This window comes from Dyella sp. 01L423, assembly GCF_056399945.1.
On record NZ_JBFTSI010000003.1, the window covers coordinates 270223 to 292626 of the forward strand.

23 protein-coding genes and 1 tRNA gene are annotated in these 22404 nt (G+C 63.5%); 8 read left to right on the forward strand and 16 right to left on the reverse strand.

All coding sequences use genetic code 11. The features are described from left to right. Positions 1-58: 58 nt before the first annotated feature. From atpA to AC1DMY_RS12285, 15 genes are all read right to left on the reverse strand, one after another. Positions 59-1609, reverse strand: coding sequence for a F0F1 ATP synthase subunit alpha (atpA, locus tag AC1DMY_RS12215; RefSeq protein WP_441601955.1), 1551 nt, complete (start codon positions 1607-1609; stop codon positions 59-61). A gap of 84 nt (positions 1610-1693) precedes the next feature. Beyond that, on the reverse strand, positions 1694-2227 hold the full coding sequence (locus AC1DMY_RS12220) for a F0F1 ATP synthase subunit delta (protein WP_477165226.1): 534 nt from the start codon (positions 2225-2227) through the stop codon (positions 1694-1696). 3 nt (positions 2228-2230) lie between these two features. After that, the gene (locus AC1DMY_RS12225; RefSeq protein WP_477165227.1) at positions 2231-2701 is read right to left on the reverse strand and encodes a F0F1 ATP synthase subunit B; all 471 of its coding nucleotides are present in this window, start codon (positions 2699-2701) and stop codon (positions 2231-2233) included. A gap of 110 nt (positions 2702-2811) precedes the next feature. Then, positions 2812-3075 carry a F0F1 ATP synthase subunit C gene (atpE, locus tag AC1DMY_RS12230; protein ID WP_046971224.1) on the reverse strand — a complete coding sequence of 88 codons (264 nt, stop codon included), beginning with the start codon at positions 3073-3075 and terminating at the stop codon, positions 2812-2814. Positions 3076-3152: 77 nt separating this feature from the next. Then, complete coding sequence (gene atpB / locus AC1DMY_RS12235) at positions 3153-3986, reverse strand: F0F1 ATP synthase subunit A (RefSeq protein WP_477165228.1); 834 nt, start codon at positions 3984-3986, stop codon at positions 3153-3155. Positions 3987-3989: 3 nt separating this feature from the next. Then, positions 3990-4382 carry a hypothetical protein gene (locus AC1DMY_RS12240; RefSeq protein ID WP_441601951.1) on the reverse strand — a complete coding sequence of 131 codons (393 nt, stop codon included), beginning with the start codon at positions 4380-4382 and terminating at the stop codon, positions 3990-3992. 220 nt (positions 4383-4602) lie between these two features. Continuing rightward, positions 4603-5004 carry a phasin family protein gene (locus AC1DMY_RS12245; protein ID WP_477165229.1) on the reverse strand — a complete coding sequence of 134 codons (402 nt, stop codon included), beginning with the start codon at positions 5002-5004 and terminating at the stop codon, positions 4603-4605. A gap of 153 nt (positions 5005-5157) precedes the next feature. Then, positions 5158-5520, reverse strand: a complete 363-nt coding sequence (queD, locus tag AC1DMY_RS12250; RefSeq protein WP_441601949.1) for a 6-carboxytetrahydropterin synthase QueD — start codon at positions 5518-5520, stop codon at positions 5158-5160. Between the two features lie 253 nt (positions 5521-5773). Further along, a complete protein-coding gene (locus AC1DMY_RS12255; RefSeq protein WP_477165230.1) occupies positions 5774-7699 on the reverse strand; it encodes a S8 family peptidase in 1926 nt (641 codons plus the stop codon). A gap of 59 nt (positions 7700-7758) precedes the next feature. Next, on the reverse strand, positions 7759-10197 hold the full coding sequence (locus tag AC1DMY_RS12260; RefSeq protein WP_477165231.1) for a YadA family autotransporter adhesin: 2439 nt from the start codon (positions 10195-10197) through the stop codon (positions 7759-7761). A gap of 810 nt (positions 10198-11007) precedes the next feature. Then, the gene (locus tag AC1DMY_RS12265) at positions 11008-11448 is read right to left on the reverse strand and encodes a LuxR C-terminal-related transcriptional regulator (protein ID WP_477165232.1); all 441 of its coding nucleotides are present in this window, start codon (positions 11446-11448) and stop codon (positions 11008-11010) included. A 1032-nt stretch (positions 11449-12480) separates the two neighbouring features. After that, positions 12481-13707 (reverse strand): HNH endonuclease, encoded by a 1227-nt coding sequence (locus tag AC1DMY_RS12270; RefSeq protein WP_477165233.1) that lies wholly within the window; start codon positions 13705-13707, stop codon positions 12481-12483. Positions 13708-13922: 215 nt separating this feature from the next. Next, the gene (locus AC1DMY_RS12275; protein ID WP_477165234.1) at positions 13923-14225 is read right to left on the reverse strand and encodes a hypothetical protein; all 303 of its coding nucleotides are present in this window, start codon (positions 14223-14225) and stop codon (positions 13923-13925) included. Then, entirely contained in the window at positions 14216-14539 is a 324-nt protein-coding gene (locus AC1DMY_RS12280) for a hypothetical protein (RefSeq protein ID WP_477165235.1), read from the reverse strand. Before AC1DMY_RS12280 ends, AC1DMY_RS12275 begins: the two co-directional genes overlap by 10 nt. A gap of 243 nt (positions 14540-14782) precedes the next feature. Further along, positions 14783-14859 (reverse strand) — tRNA-Met (locus AC1DMY_RS12285). A 183-nt stretch (positions 14860-15042) separates the two neighbouring features. Here AC1DMY_RS12285 and AC1DMY_RS12290 point away from each other — a divergent pair. The 8 genes from AC1DMY_RS12290 to AC1DMY_RS12325 all read left to right on the forward strand — a co-directional run bounded on the left by AC1DMY_RS12290 (position 15043) and on the right by AC1DMY_RS12325 (position 20367). Continuing rightward, on the forward strand, positions 15043-15600 hold the full coding sequence (locus AC1DMY_RS12290; RefSeq protein ID WP_441601933.1) for an RNA pyrophosphohydrolase: 558 nt from the start codon (positions 15043-15045) through the stop codon (positions 15598-15600). 169 nt (positions 15601-15769) lie between these two features. Further along, a complete protein-coding gene (locus AC1DMY_RS12295; protein ID WP_441601932.1) occupies positions 15770-15970 on the forward strand; it encodes a (2Fe-2S)-binding protein in 201 nt (66 codons plus the stop codon). Between the two features lie 139 nt (positions 15971-16109). Continuing rightward, positions 16110-16580: a bacterioferritin gene (gene bfr / locus AC1DMY_RS12300; RefSeq protein WP_204634695.1), complete on the forward strand. Its 471-nt coding sequence runs from the start codon at positions 16110-16112 to the stop codon at positions 16578-16580. Between the two features lie 105 nt (positions 16581-16685). Beyond that, the gene (locus AC1DMY_RS12305) at positions 16686-17438 is read left to right on the forward strand and encodes a DUF6776 family protein (RefSeq protein WP_477165236.1); all 753 of its coding nucleotides are present in this window, start codon (positions 16686-16688) and stop codon (positions 17436-17438) included. Next, complete coding sequence (locus AC1DMY_RS12310; RefSeq protein WP_477165237.1) at positions 17425-17847, forward strand: bactofilin family protein; 423 nt, start codon at positions 17425-17427, stop codon at positions 17845-17847. Before AC1DMY_RS12305 ends, AC1DMY_RS12310 begins: the two co-directional genes overlap by 14 nt. A gap of 46 nt (positions 17848-17893) precedes the next feature. Then, positions 17894-18271 (forward strand): iron-sulfur cluster insertion protein ErpA, encoded by a 378-nt coding sequence (gene erpA, locus AC1DMY_RS12315; RefSeq protein WP_441601929.1) that lies wholly within the window; start codon positions 17894-17896, stop codon positions 18269-18271. A 13-nt stretch (positions 18272-18284) separates the two neighbouring features. Continuing rightward, complete coding sequence (gene nudC / locus AC1DMY_RS12320) at positions 18285-19256, forward strand: NAD(+) diphosphatase (protein ID WP_477165238.1); 972 nt, start codon at positions 18285-18287, stop codon at positions 19254-19256. A gap of 241 nt (positions 19257-19497) precedes the next feature. Then, positions 19498-20367 (forward strand): beta-lactamase induction protein, encoded by an 870-nt coding sequence (locus tag AC1DMY_RS12325; protein WP_477165239.1) that lies wholly within the window; start codon positions 19498-19500, stop codon positions 20365-20367. A 46-nt stretch (positions 20368-20413) separates the two neighbouring features. On the opposite strand, the gene AC1DMY_RS12330 is transcribed toward AC1DMY_RS12325, so the two are convergent. Then, on the reverse strand, positions 20414-22288 hold the full coding sequence (locus AC1DMY_RS12330; protein WP_477165240.1) for an MFS transporter: 1875 nt from the start codon (positions 22286-22288) through the stop codon (positions 20414-20416). Between the last annotated feature and the right edge of the window lie 116 nt (positions 22289-22404).

A 22404-nucleotide genomic window follows, 5' to 3' on the forward strand; every position in this document is an offset into this window, starting at 1 on the left:
CCGGCCGATCGACCGGAGTGCGGTACGGCCGTCTGGACGGCCGTACACCCTTTATTGCTTACCAGCTGCCGGTCTTCTTGTACTCGTCGAGCGAGGACTTGAAGGTGGCTTCGATGTCGTTGTTCCAGTCACCGGTGGCGACGATCTTCTTCATCAGCTCGCCGTGGTTCTGGTGCATGAACGCGTGCAGGCCCTTCTCGAACGGCAGCACCTTGTTGACCGGCAGGTCATCGAGGTAGCCCTTCTCGGCGGCGTACACCGACAGCGCGAGTTCGGCGATGGACAGCGGCGCGTACTGCGCCTGCTTCATCAGCTCGGTCACGCGCTGGCCGCGGTCCAGCTGGGCGCGGGTGGCCGGGTCCAGGTCCGAGGCGAACTGCGCGAACGCAGCCAGCTCGCGGAACTGCGCCAGGGCCAGCTTCACGCCGCCGGACAGCTTCTTGACGATCTTGGTCTGGGCGGCGCCACCGACGCGCGACACCGAGATACCGGCGTTCACGGCCGGGCGGATGCCGGCGTTGAACAGGTCGGTTTCCAGGAAGATCTGGCCATCGGTGATCGAGATCACGTTGGTCGGCACGAACGCGGACACGTCACCGGCCTGCGTTTCGATGATCGGCAGCGCGGTCAGCGAACCGGTCTTGCCCTTCACTTCGCCGTTGGTGAACTTCTCGACGTACTCCTCGGAGACGCGAGCCGCACGCTCGAGCAGACGCGAGTGCAAATAGAACACGTCGCCCGGATAGGCTTCGCGGCCCGGCGGGCGCTTGAGCAGCAGCGAGATCTGGCGGTAGGCCACGGCCTGCTTGGACAGATCGTCATAGATGATCAGCGCGTCTTCGCCGCGGTCGCGGAAGTACTCGCCCATGGCGCAACCCGAATACGGCGCGATGTACTGCAGCGCGGCCGACTCGGAAGCGGAAGCCACCACCACGATGGTGTTGGCCAGCGCGCCGTTCTCTTCGAGCTTGCGCACCACGTTGGCGATCGACGAACGCTTCTGGCCGATGGCAACGTAAATGCACTTAATGCCGGAGTCTTTCTGGTTGATGATCGCGTCGATGGCCAGCGCGGTCTTGCCGGTCTGGCGGTCGCCGATGATCAGCTCGCGCTGGCCACGGCCGATCGGGATCATCGAATCGACGGACTTGTAGCCGGTCTGCACAGGCTGGTCGACCGACTTGCGCCAGATCACGCCCGGCGCGACCTTTTCGATGGCCGAGCTGGTCTTGGCGTTCAGCGGGCCCTTGCCGTCGATCGGGTTGCCGAGCGAATCGACTACGCGACCCAGCAGCTCCGGACCGGTCGGCACTTCGAGAATGCGGCCGGTGGTCTTGGCGGTATCGCCTTCGCGCAGGTGCTGGTATTCGCCCAGCACCACGGCGCCGACCGAGTCACGCTCGAGGTTCAGCGCCAGCGCATAGGAGTTGCCCGGCAGTTCGATCATTTCGCCCTGCATCACGTCGGCCAGACCGTGGATGCGCACGATGCCGTCGGACACGCTGATGATGGTGCCTTCGTTACGTGCTTCCGCGCCGAGCTTGAACTGCTCGATGCGGGTCTTGATCAGTTCGCTGATCTCGGACGGATTCAAGGTGGAGCTGGACATGGGTCGATATCCTGAGATTTGAGTCTTTTTTGAAGAGCCTGCCGCTGGCGGCGGCTCTTCGCGAAACGGACTTCGCTTAAATACTTACGCCGTTAAAGCGCGTGTCATGCGCGCCAGGCGTCCACGGGCCGAACCGTCGATCACTTCGCTGCCGGTATCGATCACCACGCCGCCAAGCAGCGAGGCGTCGACCTGGGTTTCCAGTTCGATCTCGCGCTTGAAGCGACGCTTCAGCGACACCTTCAGCTGTTCAGCCTGGGCGGCATCCAGCGCGAACGCACTGGTCACCTTCACCAACAGCTGCGATTCGGATTCGCGCTTGTACTGCTCGTACAGCGCGGCGATTTCCGGCAGCAGCGCCATGCGACGGTGCTCGGCCAGCTCACCCAGGAAACGGGCAAACGGCGCGTCGGCAGCCATGCCCTGCGGCAGGTGCAACGCGACCAGCTGGTCCGCCGTCACGCGCGGATCGTTGCCGAAACCGGCCACGCGCGAGTCCTTCGCCACTTCCGCGGCAAAGGCCAGCGCCTGCGACCAAGCGCCCAGCGAGCCGGCCGCGTGGGCCACCTCGAAGGCGGCACGCGCATACGGACGGGCGAGGGTGATTGCCTGTGCCATGGCTTAGATCTCGGCCGCGAGCTGGTCGAGCATCGCCTTGTGGGCGTTGACGTCGACTTCGCGCTGCACGATCTTCTCCGCGCCCTGGACAGCCAGACGGCCGACCCAGCCACGCAGTTCTTCGCGCGCACGCTGCTGCATGCTGACGATTTCCTCGGCAGCGGCAGCCTTCAGGCGGCTGGCCTCGGTCACGGCTTCGGCGCGAGCCTTGTCCACGATCTGGTTGGCCTGCTGCTGCGCACGCTCGATGATCTCGTTGGCCTGCTGACGGGCCTGCTTGATCTCGACGGCCACCTTGGCGTCGGCGTCCTTGAGTTCGGCGCGCGCCTTTTCAGCGGCGGCCAGACCATCGGCAACCTTCTTCTGGCGCTCTTCAATCGCGTGATTGAGCTGCGGCCAGATGAACTTGGTGGTGAACCAGACCAGGATGGCAAAAGAAACCATCTGGCCCAGGAAAGTCAGATTGATATCCATGAGCTTTCCAAATACTCCCGAACACGTTGAAGTTGACGTGAAGTCGCGGCTCTAGATCCGCCGCGACACCACATAACCCGCTCCGATCGGCCTCGCGGCCAAGCGAAGGCTTAGTGCAGGGCGCTGATCAGCGGGTTCGAGAAGGCGAACAGCAGCGCCACGGCCAGGCCGATGATGAACGCAGCGTCGATCAGGCCGGCGAGCAGGAACATGCGGCCCTGCAGCAGCGGCACCAGCTCCGGCTGACGTGCGGCGGACTCAAGGAACTTGGAACCCATGATGGCGATACCCAAGCAAGCGCCCAGAGCGCCGAGGCCGATGATGATGCCGATGGCAATGGCGGTCAGGCCCTGCACGTGTGCGATGAGTTCCATGGTGTTCTCCTGTGAATCGATAACGGGTTGTTGGTTAGAACAAGAAAGATGAAGCGAAACTTGGAGTAAAGCGAACCTTAGTGATGCTCACGCGCCGTCGCGATGTACACGATGGTCAGCATCATGAAGATGAACGCCTGCAGCAGGATGATCAGGATGTGGAAGATCGCCCACACCGAGTTGAACAGCACGCCCGGCAGGAAGCTGAGCCAGCCTGCGAACAGGCCCGCGATCAACATGAAGACCAGCTCGCCACCGTACATGTTGCCGAACAGTCGCATGGCGAGCGAGACCGGCTTGGACAGGTATTCGATGACGTTGAGCGCGAGGTTGAACGGCATCAGGATGATCTTGACGACCACGTTGTCCGCATGGAACGGCGCCGTGATCAGTTCCCAGCCGAAACCGCCCACGCCCTTGGCCTTCATGCCATGCGCCAGCACGATGAAGAACACGGCCAGGGCCAGGCCCATGGTGGTGTTGATGTCGGCGGTGGGCACCCAGCGGAAGAAGGTGTGATGCGCGGCTTCGGCACCGGCGAGGCTCTTGACGGCAAAGCCAGGCGCGTCCAGCGGCAGCAAGTCCATCGTGTTCAGGAACACGACCCACATGAAGATCGACAGCGCCAGCGGGGTCACCGTGCGGCGGTCGCCGTGGAAGGTGTCCTTCACCTGGGTGTCGACGAACTCCACGATGATCTCGACGAAGGCCTGGCCCTTGGACGGCACGCCCGAGGTTGCCTTGCGGGCCTTCAGCCAGAACCACAGGCAGAACAGCGCGCCCAGCACGAAGGACACGACGAGCGAGTCGACGTGAATCTTCATGAAGTCGCCATCACCCAGACTCACCGTGTAGTGGTGAAGATGGTGCTGGATGTATTCAGTTAGTCCGCCCTGCGGCTCGCTTGCCATGTGTTAGCCCTTGAATCTGAACGCCAGCAGATTTATTGCGTAAGCAGCCACCAGCCCCGTGATGGCAGCTAGTGGCGGTAATTTCCATTGACCCAGGATCGCGATCAGCCCTCCGAAGATCACGATCCACTTCAGGACCAAACCTGACATCACGTGCCACATGGCCGTGCCTCCCCCACCCAATCCCTTGAAGGAGCGCCACGCCAGCAGCGCGGAACCCAGCGCCACCAGCGTGGCGCCTGCAGCGGCCGCCACGGCTTCGCGGGGCCCCTGCATCAGGAAGGTGAGACCGACGGCCACCGCCACGGCGAGCTGCAGCAAAATCATGCGCAGTGCCAGACGACGACCGGAAGCAAGACTGTTGATCACGTGATGTTCCCGCGCGGCTTCGCTCAAGGCGGCACCGAACCAGCTGCGGGCCACGGTCCAATCCCAAAAAGTATATCAGCGAGGCATTTACAGCGACAAGCCGCGGCTGGCGCGACATCTTGTCCGGAGGCCGATCTGTTCACAAAACCGGCAGGCGTCGTGAGAACTCACGAAAGAAAAAGGGCCGGACAACCGTCCGGCCCTTAGACGCAACAGGGGGGAAGAAGCGCTGCGTCGCTAAGCGGTCTTACTTGGCGCCAGCGGCGGCAGCGGCCTTTTTGACGGCGGCGACCGGAGCGGCCACGGCGTCATTGGCAGCCTGCTGCTGTTCCTGCGCGAGCGCGCTGAGCGATTCGGCGGTCTTCTGCGTCACGGCGATGATTTCCTGGGTGACGGCGACGGCGCGCTCGGCGTTTTCACGGCCGGCGGCAGCTGCCTTTTCCCAAAGGACGCGAAAACCATCGACATCGCGGGTTTCGAGGGCACCGCTGAAGAAGTCAGCCGCAGCTTCCGACTGCTTTTCCAGCGCGCGGAGCTGCAGTTCGGCGACCTGCTCCAGGCCCTTGAAGGCCACCGACTGGGCCTTGAAGGCGTTGTCGGCAAACTGCTTGGCGTAGGCAAAAACCTGGGAATTCAGTTGCTGCGTCATGACTTTGGTCCCTCGACGGGATTGGGGTAGTGGAAGCTACCCTACCAAGTCATTTTGTGCATTGCAATATATTTTTCCTGAACACGGGGAGGTGTCATGAAAAATTCAACATTACCAGCCTGTTACAGTCAAACGCTCAATTATTGCGACGCGTCAAAAGCTGTCACGACTACAACTGGCTCCCGAGGTGCAGGTCTCATGCACCACCACCTTGTCCAGGCCCGGCAGGGCCGGCTGCAAGCGCTTGAAAATCCAGCGGCACAGCACTTCGCTGGTGGGATTCTCCAGCCCCTCGATGTCATTGAGGTAGTGATGATCGAGCTGGTCGAACAGCGGCGCGAAGGCCGCCTTGACGTCCGCGAAGTCCATCACCCAGCCGAGCGTGGGGTCGGGTTCGCCCTCGACGTGGATCTGGATACGGAACGAATGCCCGTGCAGGCGCGCGCACTTGTGGCCTGGCGGCACGTTCGGCAGGCGGTGGGCCGCCTCAATATGGAATTCTTTGAAGATATGCATGCCGCCATTCTAGCGCCTGGCGGTTTACAGCCACTCCAGCGGGGACCGGCCGAAGCGCGGCGGGCATCGGAGACTCGAGGACCGACGCTGCCCTTGGCTCGCGGAAAAAAGCCCCGGAATGCCGGCCAGGCGGGGTTTTGCGCAGACTGCGACGTCTTAGCGAGGGGCATCGCAGTAGTGCCGGCGATTCCGGGAGGCGGCGTGCGCTCCTCCGCGAAACCTCGCCGCTCGCGCGGCGAGGGTGCTGCAGGCTTTACGGCGAGGTATAGGTGACCAACACCGATGCGGCGGCCACGTCTTTCACGGCCAGCAGGCGGATGTAATAGGTGGTGGCCTGCGGTGCCGGCACCATTACCACTTCCGCATTGCCCGGTCGCTGCGAACTGAAATCCGCATCCGAGCCGTTCGTCGCCGGCGCCTGGCCCGCCTTTACGAACAGGCTCGCATCGCCCGTGCCGCCGAGGATGCGGATCGAGAGATTCCTGGCACCGGCCGATACCGGGATCGCATAAAGCAGCGAGGCGCCAGCCGCCACCTGCTGGCCGGTGAGGGTCTGGCCCGCCGTGAGCTGCAGATAGTCGGGCAAGGACACACCCAGCGCGAGCGCGACGGCAGCGTGCGTATCCAGGATCCCGGGACCGATAGGCAGATCCGGGGTCACATAGAACGGCCGCACCGAGGACACCAGCAGGCTCTTGATCTGCGCAGGCGACAGCGCCGCACCGGCGTTGGCATCGGCATAAGCGCCCTGCATCAAGGCCACCGTCGCGGTGACATGCGGCGTGGCTTGCGAGGTACCGGCCATGCCGGCGTAGATCGAACCGCCGTTGGCAGGCAACACCGGCGTGGTGGTGCCGGCGTTGTACGCGGCCCAGACGAAACCGTTCGGATAGTCCTGGTCGCCGCCGGCCGCGCCGTTCTTGAATACGCCGCCACCCGGAGCCGCGAGCGTCACGCCGGCACCGTAGTTGGAGTAATACGCGCGCTTGGCATTGGCTCCGGTGGCCGCCACCGTGATCACGCCCGGGCAACTCGCCGGCGTGTAGTTGGCGCTGTCGTCAGCGGAATTGCCTGCGGCCACCACCACCGTCGTACCGCGGCCGATGGCGCCGGCAATCGCCGCCGTCGTCACCGGATCGTCGCTGCACGCACCGCCGCCACCGAGACTCATGTTGATCACTTTCGCGGGATTCGCATTGTCTGGAATCCCATCGACGTGTCCGCCCGAGGCCCAGACGATCGCATCGGCGATGTCGGAGGTGTAGCCGCCGCAATGACCCAGCGCACGCACCGGTATCACGTGCACACCCGGCGCCATGCCGGCCATGCCCAGGCCGTTGTTGCTCAACTCGCCGATCACACCGGCCACATTGGTGCCGTGCCAGCTGCTGGCTTCGGGATTGTCGGTGCAAGTGGTGTACGGATCGGCATTGGTCCAGTCGCCCAGATCCCAGCCGCCCGGCACCCGATCATCGGTGGCGCGACCGGAGACAAAGGCATCGCTGATGAAGTCGTAGCCCTGGTTGGCGAGCGAGGTATCCAGATCGTTGTGCGCCGTGATGCCGGTATCGATCACCGCCACCGTGATGCCATGGCCATCGACCTGGGGGAAATCCGACCACAGTTCCGGCAAGCGCACGCCACCGACGGGATCGATGAAGTCCCACTGATAGGAGGACAGATACGGGTCGTCAGGCGTCGCGGCATCTGCAGCTTTGACCAAAGTCTTGCCAGCCTGCAGCGGTGCCTTCAGGCTGCCGATCGGCTTCATCATGAGATCGGGCTGCACGTGCACCACCGATGGATCGGCGGCAATCTGCTGCATCAGCGAGGTCGCTTCGGCACGGCTGAGCTTGCGGCCGGTCTTCATCAGATCCGATCCGCTTGCCAGCTTGCGCTTCCAGCTGACTGCCAGCGGCGTATTGGTGTTGACGGCGTTGCGCAGATTGCTGCGCGACACCGCGGCGGTCACGGCCTGCGTCGCCATGCTGGCGTAAGCGCGCTGCGTGCTGCCATCGCGATAGGTGACGATGAAGCGGTCATAGCTGCCCGCATCCTTCAGTCCGCTCACGCTGATCTTGCTGGGCGTGACCGGCGTGGATGGATCGGTGGCGTGCGACGCGCCGCAGCCGACAGCCGCGGCAAGCACGGTCAAGCGAAACAGATTCAATGCATGCATGGTGATTCCCCGAGTAAACCTTGCAGAAAGAAGGCGAGGTCGCAGCCTCGCCTTGCGCGTTACCAGCTCAAACCGCCGCCGATGCCGACCGAGGTTTCCGAACCCGAGGTGGCCGCACCCACCGACAAGCTGGCGCGATTGCCGGCGAAGGCGCGCTGATAGCCCACCGAGATCGCCGATTGACCGCCATACGTGCCCACGCCCGCGCCGAGCCGGTTTTCGCCGGAGAGACCCGACGTGCTGGCCGACATCTGCGCCATCGCGGTGCCCATCGCGCCCACGCGATCGAGGCGGCGGTTCACATCGGTGAAGCGATCGTTGACCTGGCTGCGGAAGCTGTCGAAGTCCGAGCGGCTCACGCTATTGGCCATCTTGCTGTCGGTATACGCATTGGCTGCATTGAGCGTCTTCAAGTCGCCGGCATCCGCGTACGTCTTGGCCGTCTGCAAGGCCTCATCGACCTGGCTCACGTTGGCCGCATCCGTTGGATTCACGCCCGCCGCGACATTCGTAACGCGACGTTGGTTGGCGGCGCTGCCCACGGACACAGTGTTCGCTTCGTCCGCCACCGAATTGGCGCCCAAAGCCACACTGTTTTGCGCAGTGACGGATGCACCCTGGCCGAGCGCTGTGCCCGACGCGGCGGATACATTGCTGTCCGCGCCCACGGCGACGGCATTGGTCGCATTCGCAGCAATGGTGGCGTTGCTGCCTACCGCCGTGCTGCCGTCCGCGCCGATCTTGGCGCCTGTGCCGATGGCGGTGTCGCGGCCATCGGTGGCGATGCTGCCATTGCCGACGGCCAGGCCGTTGCCCGAGCCCATCGGCGCGCCGCCGCCGGACTTCCAGCCATCCACGGTCTGCTGCAGTTGGCTCAGGCTTTGCCACGCACCGGTGAGCGACTGATCCACCGCCTGCAATGCGTCACCGACGTTGCTATAGGCGTTGTTCTGGATCCGGTAGCTCGGACCGCTCCACGTGCCGTTGGTGAATGATGCGCCGCCGCCGAGCGCGGTAGCCATGTCGCTGCCGTTCGCACCCGAGCCGGTGACACCAGCGATGGCCTGGTTGAGCTGGCCCACGTTGACCGCATCGGTGTCTTCGGTACCGGCGGCCACATTGATGATCTGGCGATCGAACGCTTCATGGTTCGAGCCGTCGTTGTAGTTCATCCACGCCGCGGAGGCGCCCACCGACACCGCGTTATCGCGATCGGCCACCGAGCCCGCGCCCAACGCCACGCTGTTGTTGCCCGTGACCTGCGCGTAGCTGCCCAGGGCAAGCCCACCGGAGCCGAAGGCCTGCGCGTAATTGCCGATGGCCACGGCGTAGTCGGCGTTCTCGATGCCACCCATGGTGTGCACGCCACCGTTGACCGAACAGATCCAGCACGGATCACCGCCATCGCCGCCGCCATCACCCGGCGCCGGCGGACGAATGCCGCCTGCCTCTGCACCGGTACCCAAGGCGATGCTGCCCACGCCATTGGCCTGCGAATACGCACCGGAGGCAATCGAATACGCGCTGTTGGCATTGGAGCCGGTACCCAGCGCCACCGAGTAATCGCCGAGACCAAAACTGTTTGCGCCAAGCGCCGTGGCGAAATTCGCGGTCGCCTGGGCGTTAGAGCCCACAGCCGTCGCAAAGCCCCAGTCGATGCCGGGATAGCCGGCAAGCGCGGCCTGGCCGAGCGCCGTGCTCGACTGTCCATAAGCTTGAGCGGCCACGCCGAACGCCGAGGTGCGTTCATCCGGTGCATAGGCCTGATAACCCACGGCGGTGGAGTAAATACCAGCCGCCGTGGCGAAGCCACCGATGGACACCGCGGTCGGCGCCATCGCTTCTGCCTGCAGGCCAATGGCCACCGATTGCTCACCGATCGCAGAGGCGCCTGCGCCCAAGGCCACATTGAAATCAGCGGCGGCGTTGGCGCCGGTGCCGATCGCGATGGCCGCGTTGCCGCTGGCCACGCTAGCCACCGCATCGATCAGCGTCGAACCAGTGGGATCAGGAATCTGGCCATAGCCGCCGATGGCAATCGACGACGTGCCGCCAGCAAAGCTGCCGTAGCCAAGCGCCATCGCATAGTCGGCATTCACGACCGCCAGTGAGCCGAGCGCCACGCCGCCCGTACCGTAGACCGCGCTGAACGAACCCAGTGCGGTGCCGTAGCTACCGGCGATCTGGCTGTAGGCACCGATGCCCGTGCTGTAGTCACCAGCGGCATACGCATACGCACCTGCGGCGAGCGCATTGGTACCACTGGCCGCGGCATCATCGGAACCGTCGTTGTTGCCGTCGGACTTGAAGTAGGGGTCGGCGTTCTGCACGGATGCCGGCGTCATGAGTGCGGCAGGCGCGGCGGCATGCTTGTCGGCAGCGTGTGCGTTCGATGCGAGCGCGGCGGCCATCGCCACCACCAGTGCGGCCAGGCGCGGCGGGCGTAGTGCGGCTGCGGAAGACGAAATCTGCCATGCCCTTGTGTGGATCGTATTCACCAAGCGAACTCCCAGTGCGGATCGGACGGCCGGTGTTCACTACCGGCGCGCGAACGGATGAAAGGGGGTGACGTTGGCGCGCGGCGACACGCGATCTCGTGCCGGAGACTCTTGCGAGCCCGGCACAAAATCCATCTCTGATACGGATGAAGCGACACCACGCTCAAGCGATGCGTCGCCGCGAGTTCAGCAGGCGGCGCTCCCCAGCACCGCGACTTTGCCAACGAACAGACGTCTATCCGTCTGTGCTATCCACGCTAGCAACGCGCAAAACTTTGCGTCTATCGTTTCTTGCGAGTAGGAAACCGTCGTACACGGAAAGGGGGATGGCCTGCGCATGCACATGCGCTTGCGCATCGATGCGACGCACAAGCATCAAGCATTCACGCCAGACATGACTACACTGGCATCGCCGCGGCGATGACGGCTCGTGAGAGGCCGGTGATGGTGCGATCGCACACGGCGATGGCGTACGTCCTGCGCGCGGCGATGAGTTACACCACGACAAGCACGCGGGCGTTCGTGCGCGCGCCACGGTGCCAAAACAGAAATTCCGTGCGTGGCGCGAACATGGCCATCGCGCTTTGGCGATGGCGCAACCACACTTCAGCGACGCGGCCGGTATCGGCGGACCAGGCTAATAGTCGCGCCTGTGCACTCCAGCAGTGACTTTGCACACAGAGCACGGTGTCCCACACGCCTGCGGGCAAGGCCTCACCGTCCCGCCCCTTGGGCTCCAGTAGTGCGACGAAGTCCGGTGGCCGCAATGGCAGGCGGGAGCCGCTTGCGCATGGCTGCCCCAGATAAGCCTCATTCGACGAAGGCATGAGCAACACGCCGGATGAAATCTGCCGTGCTCTGCGCGCCGAACTTGCGCATCGCGTTCTGGCGATGCTTGCGCACGGTGAGCGGACTGATGCTCAAGCGCGTGGCGATGTCGTCGTTGGATACGCCTTTTCCCACCAGCCGGCAGATTTCGCGTTCGCGCGTGCTGAGCAGATCGTGGCTGTGGCTGGCGTCGTCCGACCGGCGCTCACCCAGATGAAGAATGGCATAGCGGATCAGCGCACCCGGATGGCGCATGGCCATCTTCCTGCGCATATTGGTGCGATGCTGGCGCACGGTATGGATGGAAATGCCCAGTGCCGCGGCAATCGTGAGCGAACTCATGCCGCAGGCAATCAGGCGCAGGATCTCCTGCTCGCGCTTGGTGAGCATGGACAATTGGAAACTGGCTTGGGGGACCATCATGGATGTGATGCCAACAGCGACGTGGTGGAACTGACGCCAGGGAACGGCATCGGGCTGGCGACGAATCCCTCGCTACGCCTGGGGCGACGGGGGAGCACGCTCGATGACGCGTCATCGCGACGCAGTGTCCGGCCGGCATGACCGACCTCGATATCCATGGTGCTCCGCACTGTTGCAGCCAACTTGTCGATCCGCATCGGTCCTTTCAAAAACAAACGGTGGCTCGATGTCCGAACGCCGAAGGCGTCGACGGATGTGTTCGCGATGAAACTAACAACGGGTCAGGAGAGCGTCTATCCGCGCTGGGGAGTAGCCACTCCACTACTTAGGGGCAGCACGCATCGCGCGATGCGTCGTCCTTCAGCACAGCGGCAGCGCTTATGGGCGAGGGCAATAGGCAGGGGTGCAACGCAGGGGGCGGTTTTGATCTTGCTTCCGCGGTCAAGGCCGGACTGAAAGCAGGACAGATAAGCCAGGGGACCGGCGCGAAGCACGAGAACGGCTCACTCCCGCCCCGCGCGGCAAGCTGGCGTTCAATAGTCTTGCTGGCGGATTCAGGGATATTTGGACCATCGGATCGATGGTGGCTATGGGTGGACTCGAACCACCGACCCCAGCATTATGAGTGACCGCTCGATTCGGCCACGGCTCCCGAAATCCCTTTGGGATCAATGAATTTCGTCGCGAATGGACTAGCAGCGCCCGGGCTAAGTGGCCTCTAAGCCGGAGCCGAGCGAGGGCGCGTGAACGGGTTAAATGGCCATCAGCTGCGGACCCGGGCAGATGAGGCTGGTCCTCATCTGGAACGTCGCCAGAGCCATTGGCTCGCCCATCGGGGCTGGTCCAGGCCAGATTGCACTCTACCCCTCAGAACCGGTCAAGACGCGCCCATGGTCTCGAAGGCAGGTTCCTCGGCTACTCGGCCCATCCGGCAGCGGGGGGTAGCAGCGTCAATAGCCGAAGGCCCTCCGATCAGCCCCCGCCCTCTGTCTCATAATCGATCGAGATTTAGCAACGACTGGCGCCTCCCTTTCACCACCCGCACCGACTTCGGTGCCACTCCAGGGACGTCGTGCTGATTTGATGCAAAGGCGATGTCGGCCTTCTCAACGGCTTTCCATCAAGGTGCTCGTATTCCGTCCCGGCGAGCTCTGGCGCCACTCGAATCTGCAAGGTATCCGACTGAACCGCGATGAGACCCAAATCAAACAGCGTGTGGATGTCTGTGCGCAGAAGCAACCCGTTGGAGACCACATTCGTTTGTACGCCCCGATAAGGGTGCACATGGGCGGCCTCGAGGATTGCCTTGAGCGAGCAGCCGGTGACCGCACAGGCCCCACCATAGGCATCCATCAGCAACTTCCGGAACTCTGCCTGGCCGCGTCGACGGACGATGCTGGCAATGACCCGATGGCGGGCATCCTCGACGTTGTGAGCGTCGAATACCCCCTGTGCCGCAGCCTCGCCCTCTGCTTCCTCCAGCATGCGCGATGTCGGGCTGACGATTTGCCTGATCGACATACCAGTGCTGCCTGTCGCTGCCGGATCTTTGAAGATTTCCCAGATGCCATGCTGACTCGGGTCATACAACTCGAAGGTCACTGCCTGGCCGTCGCCGACCTTGAACAGCCTGTCGTACTCGCTCCCCTCATCGGTGCGGCGAGGGTGGCCGCTGTGATTAAAGGACGTACGAGAAGGAGCGTTCACGGACAGAAGAGTTAAAACCGGCTCGACGTTACTGACGTTGTAGTCCGGGAGACGAGCCAAGATGTAGTCACCGACCTCCCTGGGTGAGGCACTGCCACCCAAGGCAATGACAGCCTCGAGTGCGAGGCCCGAAGTCCAGCTGAGGGAGGGGGACGCGGACTTATCTCGCGTCAGATGGAAGGTCGCTGGAAACGACCCTTTGTGAGTGAGGTAGCGGAACGGCCCCTCGTAGACGAACCCAGCACCAGGATGTTCAACCTTACTTTCCCTGTAAAAGAGCAGTAGCTCTACTCCTGCCTTGTCGTGATCGACGATCCATTGGTCGGTCCGTCCGCTGGTTTGGCCCTGCATGGTCAGCGCGTCACCATCCAAGGAGTCGTGATATGGCGTTCGGTCCGAGGTCTTGTTCTTTGTGACGAACAGCCAGACCGACTCGTGGCCCTTGGGTCGGAAGATGCCGTTGTTGATACTCGCGTCGGCGATACCAAATTTCGCCTTGAGCTCGGCACGAGTGTAGACCTGACCTGCAACCAGATCCTGAGATGAACGCATAGTGGCCCCCGGGGTGCTGCGTCACTTGGTAGCGTGGGCCTGAAGCTCGCCTGCCTGTGCGCAATAGTCATCGCCGCTTGTAAGCATACGATGACTGGAGTAACCACGAGGCCTACGCCGATGTCCAAGCGCGCCTGCCAGACTCCGCCAGACCGTCCATGCGGGGCTCCATCGCAACCCCAGTAGGGGTGCCGCAGCAAGGTCATTCGCGATCGTCAGCACGCGCCTCCCATAGCGTTGCAGATGGCACGGTCAGCCTCGGGGGCAAGCGCGCTCTCAGCAAACTTCAGGCTAATCGACAAATCAGCGACACCGCTTTCCAGCGATTTAGAGATTTTTCGGGCGAAGGCGACTCGCTGGGAAGCAACGACCTGCCGCGCTCTCCAGCGAGATTTTAGCGCGGCGGCATAGTCTTTTCTGAGGTCTTTGAGAACGTTAACCGAAACCTTGAGCCGTTTGAGCTGGTCTTTGAGCCGATTTTCATCCGCCGTCAGCTTTTGGATGAATGTCATGTCCATCGAACGAGGGCTTTTCCATCTTGACCGGGAGCCGATTCAATTGAGAGGGCTCGAGTGCTCGCTTCGTCTTCCAAATTCACCGGACGATCATTGCGGACCTGGCTGGGCATGACGTTCCAGCTCTTCTTCTTCTGCAGCCATTGCACGGCCAGGTCGCGAGCTTCGGCGAGCTGATCTTCCCCTGGCGTCGGTCGAAAACGACCAATTACCTGCATCAACCGATGGTATCGGCCAGGTTCCAGGTGGAGAGATTGGGAAATGGTCTTGTTGCCAGGTGCGCCGGGCGAAGTATCCGCGCTGGGTCCAACACTCATTCGATCTAGCCTCCCTGCCGTGGCATTGCGCCACCGCTCCCCAACTCGAGTGTAGCTTTGTCACATTGATGCTGCCATCCGGAGGCTCCGGACACCGACCGTGGCAGCTGGGACCGTGTCGCTTACCACCCTCCCCCTAAGCCACCCTGAAGCCGGCGCGCATCCTCCCACTAGCCCAAATCGCATCCAACAGAACACCGCCTAGCGGCGGGTTGCTTCAACGCGTTGATTCCGCAAGGGACATGGTGGCTATGGGTGGACTCGAACCACCGACCCCAGCATTATGAGTGCTGTGCTCTAACCGGCTGAGCTACATAGCCTTGGGTGCCGCCCGCCAGAGGTGTCGACGTGAGGTCGACCAGGCAGGGCCCGGCAGTTTAGTTGTCCGCGCGGTTCGGTTCAAGGGGGCTGGTTGCCCCCGCTTCCTGCGCTGTGCTTGAATCGACTCCGAGCCGCGGTGGTTTCCTGTAGTCCGCCGTACCCGCCCGGCTCCAGGAGGCAACATGATCGACGTCGATGGCTATCGTCCGAATGTGGGCATCGTTCTGCTGAATGCGGACGGCCGGCTGTTCTGGGCGCGCCGCGTCAATCGTGATGGCTGGCAGTTCCCCCAGGGCGGCATGCGCAGCGACGAGACGCCGCTGGAGGCGATGTACCGCGAGCTGGAAGAGGAAACCGGCCTAGCCGCCCACCATGTGGAAGTGATCGGCGTGACCCGCGGCTGGCTGCGCTACCGCCTGCCCAGCCGTTACGTACGCCACCACCAGCACCCGACCTGCATCGGCCAGAAACAGGTGTGGTTCCTGCTGCGCCTGGTGGGCAGCGAGGAAGCGCTGCGCCTGGATGCCTGCGAGAAGCCGGAATTCGACCACTGGCGTTGGGTGGATTTCTGGTACCCGGCCGCCCACGTGGTCAACTTCAAGCGCCAGGTCTACGAACGGGCCTTGCGCCACTTTGCGCCGCTGGTGGAGACCCTGCTGAGCGTCCAGCTGGGCGACCTGCCGCACCGCGACGGCCCGGACGCCGGCGACACCCCACGCAAGGGCAAGGCCGCGGCCTGATGGGCCGCAAGCCTGCTCGCCGGCACCGAGAGCCCGGATTGGCCCACGACACGGCGGGGCGTTGCCCGCCCGTCTCCTTCACCAACCCTGACGGCAGCTGAATCACCCCGCCGGTAACGACCCGGGTGTTGAGTTGACAATCATTCGCATTTGCGTTCCCATATGTGCCATGTATATCTGCATGTGCAACGCCGTCACCGACGGCGACATCCGCCGGGCCGCCAGCGAGGGCGTCCATCAGTTCGCCGAGCTGCAGGCTCGCACGGGCTGTTCGGACTGCTGCGGTTGCTGCGAGCAGGAAGCCCGCGCCACCTTGGACAAGGCGGTGCAGCACGTGATGTCGACGCTACCGGTAGTTGCCATCGCCTGATCCGGCGAACCTCACGATTTCCCCCGAAACGCGCGGCCTTGGCTGCGCGTTTTTGCATGCGCAACTCTTAGTCATTCTCGTTCCGACATGGCTGAAAAACTCGCCGTATAGTCGCCCTCTGCGCTGAAGGAGACTTCCCATGAAGGGCGACGCGAAAGTTATCGAATTCCTCAACAAGGTCCTCTACAACGAGCTGACCGCGATCAACCAGTATTGGCTGCATTACCGCATGTACAAGGACTGGGGCTACGACGAGCTGGCGGAGCACGAGAGGAAGGAATCGATCGAGGAAATGAAGCACGCCGACAACCTGGTCGAGCGCATCCTGTTCCTTGACGGCCTGCCGAACCTGCAGCACCTGGGAAAGCTGCGCATCGGCGAAAACCCGGTGGAATGCCTGCAGGGCGACCTGGACCTCGAAATGGCAGCCGTGAAGGATCTGCGCGAAGCCATTGTGCATAGCGAAAGCATCGCCGACTTCGTCAGCCGCGACCTGTTCAAGAACATCCTCCATGACGAGGAAGAACACATCGACTGGCTGGAAACCCAGTTCAGCCTGATCAAGGACCTCAGCGCCGAGCGCTATCTGCAGTCCAAGATCGACAGCTGATCGGCCATTTGGCACCCCCGGGACGGCGCGCAAAGCGTGCCGCCGTTCCTTGACGCTTTCTACACAGCGGGGCTATACCTTGGCCTTTCCCCCGGATAGCCAAGCATGGCTTCACGCCCACCGCCGCGCTTCGTGGTACGTCCGCACGACGCATCCGTCGGGCGGCGGCGCGCGTTGTGGATAGGCACGGCCTGGCTGGCCAGCCTGGTCATCGTCGCCCTGGTAGTTGGCGGCATTACGCACCGCGCCACCCCGGCCGCGCATGAAGAGCGCCAGCTCAAGGCGCTGACCCAGCAGAACGACGAGCTCCAGCAGCAACTGGCCAATCAGCAGCGCGCGGGCCAGGTGGCAGACATCGCCAATCGCTCGCTGCGCAAGACGCTGGGCGAGCGCGAAGAGGAAATCAGCGGCCTGCGGGCCGACCTGGGCTTCTACTCCCGCCTGACCGGCGGCGACGCCCAGCGCGAGGGGCTCAAGGTGCAGGAAGTCCGCCTTCAGCCGGTGGACAACTCGCACGCGTGGAACCTCACCCTGAGCCTCACGCAGAACGCCAAGCGCGGCGACGATATCACCGGCAACGCCAGCGTCAGCATCGAAGGCCTGCGCGGCGAAAAGGTGATCCAACTGGACTGGTCGGCGCTGGGCGACAACGCGCAGCGCGACGGCATGCCGTTCCGCTTCAAATATTTCCAGCAGCTCCAGGGCACCATCGTGCTGCCCGCCGACTTTCGGCCCACCCGCCTGATCATCAAGGCCCAGGCGGCCGGGGACGACCCGGTCACCCGCACGGTTGCCTGGGGTGAGGCGCTGTCGGGCCATCTCACACCGACCCAAGGGGAACAAGATGCTCAACCGTAAGCGCAACGAGCGCGCGCCCAACAGTCACGACACCAGCCTGATTGCCCGCGGCACCGTGGTCCATGGCGACGTGCGCTTCAGCGGCGCACTGCACCTCGACGGCCAGATCGTCGGTTCGGTGCTGGCCGACGAGGCAGGCGCCGTGTTCACCTTGAGCGAAAACGGTCATGTGCAGGGCGAGATCCATGTTCCCCACGCCATCATCAATGGGCAGGTGCGCGGTGATATCCATGCCAGCGACCGCCTGGAACTGGCGCCCGAAGCGCGCGTGATCGGCGACGTTCACTACAAAACGCTGGAAATGGCCGCCGGCGCCCAGGTCAACGGCCGCATGAGCCACCACGCGGCCGAGCTGACTCGCGAGCTCCCCGCGCCGTCGATGCGGGACGCCGAAGCCGTACCGGCCTGATCGCGGTATCCTTGCGTACGCTTTGTCGCATCCCCACTTGAGCATCATGGATACCGTCGTCTCTCTCCCCATCGTTCCCGACTACCGCAGCGCCGGCTCTGCCCTGGTGTTTACCGAGGCGGCGGCCCGCAAGGTGCACGAACTCATCCAGGAAGAGGGCAACCCGGAGCTGAAGCTGCGCGTGTACATCACCGGCGGCGGCTGCTCGGGTTTCCAGTACGGCTTCACCTTCGACGAGGCCCAGGCCGAGGACGATTTCGCGATCGACCGCGAGGGTGTCACCCTGCTGGTCGACCCGCTGTCCCTGCAATACCTCACCGGCGCCGAGATCGACTACTCGGAAAGCCTGAGCGGCTCGCAGTTCGTCATCCGCAATCCCAATGCCAAGAGCACCTGCGGCTGCGGCTCCTCCTTCTCCACCTGAGAGTCGTCACGGCATGGATCGCATCACCTTGCCGCGGCCCAATACCTTCGCGGGACTCAGCCTGATCCTCGATCGCGTCGCCGAACGGCGCGACGAAGGCATGTGGGTGAACGAGCAGGGCGCATCCGAGCACGCGCGCTACCTGCTGATCGACCCGCTAGGTCAGACCTATTTATCGCCCGATAGCGACACGCTGCGCTGGCTGGACAGCGCCGAGCGCGAGCGCCTGCTGGGCGACCTCAAGGCCAGCTTCATGGGCCTGACGGATGAACAGCCGCGTTTTGTGCTCGGAATCGACGACGCGCAACGTGCGGCCGAGCTGGAGCAGGCGCTTGGTGCGCGCCGCGGCGGTCTGCGCGATATCGGCCTGCTGCTGCCGGCCGATGAAGCGGGTCTGTTCGCCTATGCCAAGGGACTGGTGCACTGGCAGCGTGAAACACGGCATTGCCCCTACTGCGGTTCGCCGCTGGTGCTGGTGGCGTCCGGCCATCGTGCGCAGTGCACCAACGCCGAATGCGGACGCATGCATTTCCCGCGCACCGATGCGGCCGTCATCGTCATCGTCGAACACCAGGGCGCCTGCCTGCTAGGTCGCCAGGCGGGCTGGCCGAAGGGCCGTTATTCCACGCTCGCCGGTTTCGTCGAGCCCGGCGAATCGCTGGAAGATGCGGTGCGTCGCGAAGTGGCGGAAGAATCCGGTGTGGTCGTGGGCGAGGTGCATTACCACTCATCGCAGCCTTGGCCGCTGCCGCAATCCTTGATGGTGGGATTCACGGCTAAGGCCCTGTCGCGCACCATTCGCCTGCGTGACCAGGAGCTGGAAGAGGCTCGCTGGTTCACCCCGCAGGACATCGTCGACGGCATTGCCGACGGCAGCTTCCTGCCTTCGTTGCCGCTGTCGGTGTCATACCGATTGCTCGAGCATTGGCTGCGCCAACAGGCTGGCCTGGAGCTCGATGAGCTGGTGGCGCAGCGCAAGGGCTGAGGTCCTCCGGATCTCCCCTAGCCGTCATTCCGGCGGAGGCCGGAATCCAGTGGCGACGGTGCGCGGTTATCGCCTCAGTCGAGACAAAAAACGTATAGGCCTCGCGAAAACCCTGGGTGATCGCTACTGGATTCCGGCCTGCGCCGGAATGACGAGCTAGAGAAGCGCGTCGTGCTACGAACCCACTGACCCGTCACAGCCTTGCCCTACAATGCGCTCGTCGATAGGGAGAATGGTGTTCATGGCTGTCAGTCTGCTCTCTGCACTCATCGCACTCGGTCTAGTGCATGTCATGCCACAGCTCGCGCATTGGCGCGGCGATGGTGGCTTCCGGCGCTGGGTGGCGCAGCTGGGTGATACCAGCGGTCCGGCGCGCGTCGCGGTGACCCTGGGCGTGCCGGTGGTGCTGTGCCTGATCGCGATCTGGCTGATCGAGCTGTTGCCTGGCAGCGATCTTTTTCGCCTGATCTTTTCCCTGGTGGTGCTGCTGTACTGCTTCGGTCCGCACGCGTATGAAGCGGATCTCGAAGCGATCATCAAGGCGCCCGACCAGCCGTCGCGCGAAGCCGCTGCCCAGGCGTTGTCGGACGACGGCGAGCCGGTGGCCTGGAATGCGCTGGCGCTCGGCGAAGCGACTGCCTATGCCGCGCTGCGTCGACGCTTTGGCGTACTGCTGTGGTTCTTCCTGTTGGGTCCTGCTGGCGCGCTGCTCTATCGCCTCGCGCAGACGCTGGGCCGCGACCAGACCCTGCGGCTGGATACGGCAGCGCGCAACGCCGCCCGCGCCTTCGCCAACGTGGCCGACTGGCTGCCGGCGCAGCTGATGGTATTCACGCTCGCCCTGGTTGGCCACTGGGATGCAGTGATCGGCGCGTGGAAGCGCTGGCACCAGCAACAGCCGCCCAACAGCTGGTATGTCGAAGGCCCGGGTTTTCTCGGTGCGGCTGCGCGTGCGGATGTGCAGGTGGATATCGAAGCAGGCGACGGTTATGCCGAGGAACGCATCGATACGCTGGCCGAACTCGTCCGCCTGCGCGGCGCCTTGCTGCGTGCACTGCTGGCCTGGCTCAGTGTGGTGGCCTTGATTGTGCTGGCCGGCTGGATGGCCTGATCAAGCAGGCGATCGCGCTGAACCTGCCCGATCGCCAAGCCGGCCGTCAGGCGAAATCGCCGCGCAGTTCACGCACACGCGCTTCCAGTGTTTCCAACTGCGCGTCTTGCGGTGAGTAGGGCGCGCCGGCGACCAGTTCCACCCGTGCACGGAAGCGTCGCGGCAAGCGCGCGCGATGCATCATCGAATCGCGCCGACTCCACACGCTGCCCCACAGGCCGCGCAAGGCCAGCGGCACCACCGGCACCGGACGACGTTCAAGAATGCGCGCGACGCCCGGGCGGAATGGCGCGATGTCGCCATCCTTGGTCAGGCCGCCCTCGGGGAAGATGCACACCAGCTCGCCATCGGCGAGTGCGGCGTCCACTTCGTCATAGGCGCGCTGCAACACGACCGGATCTTCCTTCTGTCCTGCAATCGGGATGGCCTTGGCCGTGCGGAACACGAACTTCAACACCGGGATATTGAAGATCTTGTAGTACATGACGAAACGCGTGGGCCGGCGCAGATTCGCCATCAGCAACAGCGGATCCATAAAGCTCACGTGATTGCACACCAACAGGGCGGGACCTTCCTGCGGAATGTTTTCCAGCCCGTCGACGCGCACGCGGTACAGCGTGTTCACCAGCACCCAGGTGATGAAACGCATCAGGAATTCGGGAACGATGGTGAAGATGTAAGTCGCCACCGCGACGTTGAGCAACGCCGCGGCGAGGAAAATCTGCACGGCGGTGAAGCCCAGTGCACCAAGCGCCAGGCCGAAGCCCGAGGCCAGGCAGATAAACAACGCGTTGATGATGTTGTTGCCGGCGATCACGCGCGACAGCCGGTCGCGCGGCGTACGCGCCTGCACAAAGGCGAACAGCGGCACCACGTAGAAACCGCCGAAGACGCCGATCAGCGTGAGATCCATCACGACGCGCCAGCTGCCCGCGCTGTGGATGAAACCGAGCCAGTCGAGGCCATGTGCCGTCGCCAGATGCGGGTGCGCGAGGTAGAGATCCACCCCAAACGCCGTGAGACCAAATGCGCCCAGCGGCACCAGGCCCACTTCCACGCGGCGTCCCGACATGCGTTCGCACAGCAAGGCGCCGACACCGGTACCTAGCGAGAACAACGTCAGCACCAGCGTATTGACCGAACCGTCGCCACCCAGGTTGAGGCGCGTGTAATTGGGCAACTGCGCGATCAACACGGTGCCGAAGAACCAGAACCAGGAGATGCCGAGCACCGCGTTGAACACACGACGATCCTGCTTGGTGATGCCAAGCACGCGCGCGGTTTCGCTGACGGGATTCCAGTTGAACACGAGATCCGGCGCCGTGGCCGGCGCTGGTGGAATACGACGGCTGGCGAGATAGCCAAGCACTGCGATAAGAATGGTAGTGGCCGACGCGGCGACCGGCCCGTAGCCCGCAATCAACATCAGCGAATTGCCGGCAATCATGCCGATCAGCATCGCCAGCTGTGTGCCCATTTCCACCAGGCCGTTGCCGCCCACCAGCTCTTCGGGCTTCAGCGCCTGCGGCAGGATGGCGTACTTGATCGGACCGAACGTGGTCGAGTGAAGGCCCATCAGGAACAGCACCACCAGCAACAAGGTCGTGTGGTGCGTGTAGAAGCCGACCGCTGCAATTGCCATGGCGGCGATCTCGAACAGCTTCACGTAGCGGATGATGCGCGACTTTTCGTATTTCTCCGCCAGCTGCCCGGCTGTCGCCGAGAACAGAAAGTACGGAAGGATAAACAGGGCCGGCGCCAGATTGGTGTAGAGCGACACCGTCCTGTCATCCAGCCCCATCTGGAACGCCACCAGCATGACCATCGCGTTGCGGAACGCATTGTCATTGAATGCGCCCAGCGCCTGCGTCCAGAAGAATGGCGCGAAACGTCGGCTTCCCAGCAGGTTGAATTGGCTCATGCGCAGCTCGGTGGCGTGGTGTCCTTCACGCGCGGAGCATAGCAGTGGGGGCATAACGCACGGACGCATTGTTCAGCGTTTCCAGCAAGAGTCGGCGAAGGCCTGGCTTCGGCCTC

Excerpts from the sequence above, each read along its gene's own strand:
- AC1DMY_RS12225 (WP_477165227.1), bottom strand. The coding sequence starts at position 2,701 with ATGGATATCAATCTGACTTTCCTGGGCCAGATGGTTTCTTTTGCCATC.
- AC1DMY_RS12220 (WP_477165226.1), bottom strand. The coding sequence starts at position 2,227 with ATGGCACAGGCAATCACCCTCGCCCGTCCGTATGCGCGTGCCGCCTTC.
- atpE (WP_046971224.1), bottom strand. The coding sequence starts at position 3,075 with ATGGAACTCATCGCACACGTGCAGGGCCTGACCGCCATTGCCATCGGC.
- AC1DMY_RS12245 (WP_477165229.1), bottom strand. The coding sequence starts at position 5,004 with ATGACGCAGCAACTGAATTCCCAGGTTTTTGCCTACGCCAAGCAGTTT.
- AC1DMY_RS12275 (WP_477165234.1), bottom strand. The coding sequence starts at position 14,225 with ATGGACATGACATTCATCCAAAAGCTGACGGCGGATGAAAATCGGCTC.
- AC1DMY_RS12265 (WP_477165232.1), bottom strand. The coding sequence starts at position 11,448 with ATGATGGTCCCCCAAGCCAGTTTCCAATTGTCCATGCTCACCAAGCGC.
- nudC (WP_477165238.1), top strand. The coding sequence starts at position 18,285 with ATGGATCGCATCACCTTGCCGCGGCCCAATACCTTCGCGGGACTCAGC.
- AC1DMY_RS12305 (WP_477165236.1), top strand. The coding sequence starts at position 16,686 with ATGGCTTCACGCCCACCGCCGCGCTTCGTGGTACGTCCGCACGACGCA.
- AC1DMY_RS12255 (WP_477165230.1), bottom strand. The coding sequence starts at position 7,699 with ATGCATGCATTGAATCTGTTTCGCTTGACCGTGCTTGCCGCGGCTGTC.
- AC1DMY_RS12280 (WP_477165235.1), bottom strand. The coding sequence starts at position 14,539 with ATGAGTGTTGGACCCAGCGCGGATACTTCGCCCGGCGCACCTGGCAAC.
- atpA (WP_441601955.1), bottom strand. The coding sequence starts at position 1,609 with ATGTCCAGCTCCACCTTGAATCCGTCCGAGATCAGCGAACTGATCAAG.
- bfr (WP_204634695.1), top strand. The coding sequence starts at position 16,110 with ATGAAGGGCGACGCGAAAGTTATCGAATTCCTCAACAAGGTCCTCTAC.
- atpB (WP_477165228.1), bottom strand. The coding sequence starts at position 3,986 with ATGGCAAGCGAGCCGCAGGGCGGACTAACTGAATACATCCAGCACCAT.
- erpA (WP_441601929.1), top strand. The coding sequence starts at position 17,894 with ATGGATACCGTCGTCTCTCTCCCCATCGTTCCCGACTACCGCAGCGCC.
- AC1DMY_RS12295 (WP_441601932.1), top strand. The coding sequence starts at position 15,770 with ATGTATATCTGCATGTGCAACGCCGTCACCGACGGCGACATCCGCCGG.
- AC1DMY_RS12290 (WP_441601933.1), top strand. The coding sequence starts at position 15,043 with ATGATCGACGTCGATGGCTATCGTCCGAATGTGGGCATCGTTCTGCTG.
- AC1DMY_RS12270 (WP_477165233.1), bottom strand. The coding sequence starts at position 13,707 with ATGCGTTCATCTCAGGATCTGGTTGCAGGTCAGGTCTACACTCGTGCC.
- AC1DMY_RS12330 (WP_477165240.1), bottom strand. The coding sequence starts at position 22,288 with ATGAGCCAATTCAACCTGCTGGGAAGCCGACGTTTCGCGCCATTCTTC.
- AC1DMY_RS12325 (WP_477165239.1), top strand. The coding sequence starts at position 19,498 with ATGGCTGTCAGTCTGCTCTCTGCACTCATCGCACTCGGTCTAGTGCAT.
- queD (WP_441601949.1), bottom strand. The coding sequence starts at position 5,520 with ATGCATATCTTCAAAGAATTCCATATTGAGGCGGCCCACCGCCTGCCG.
- AC1DMY_RS12310 (WP_477165237.1), top strand. The coding sequence starts at position 17,425 with ATGCTCAACCGTAAGCGCAACGAGCGCGCGCCCAACAGTCACGACACC.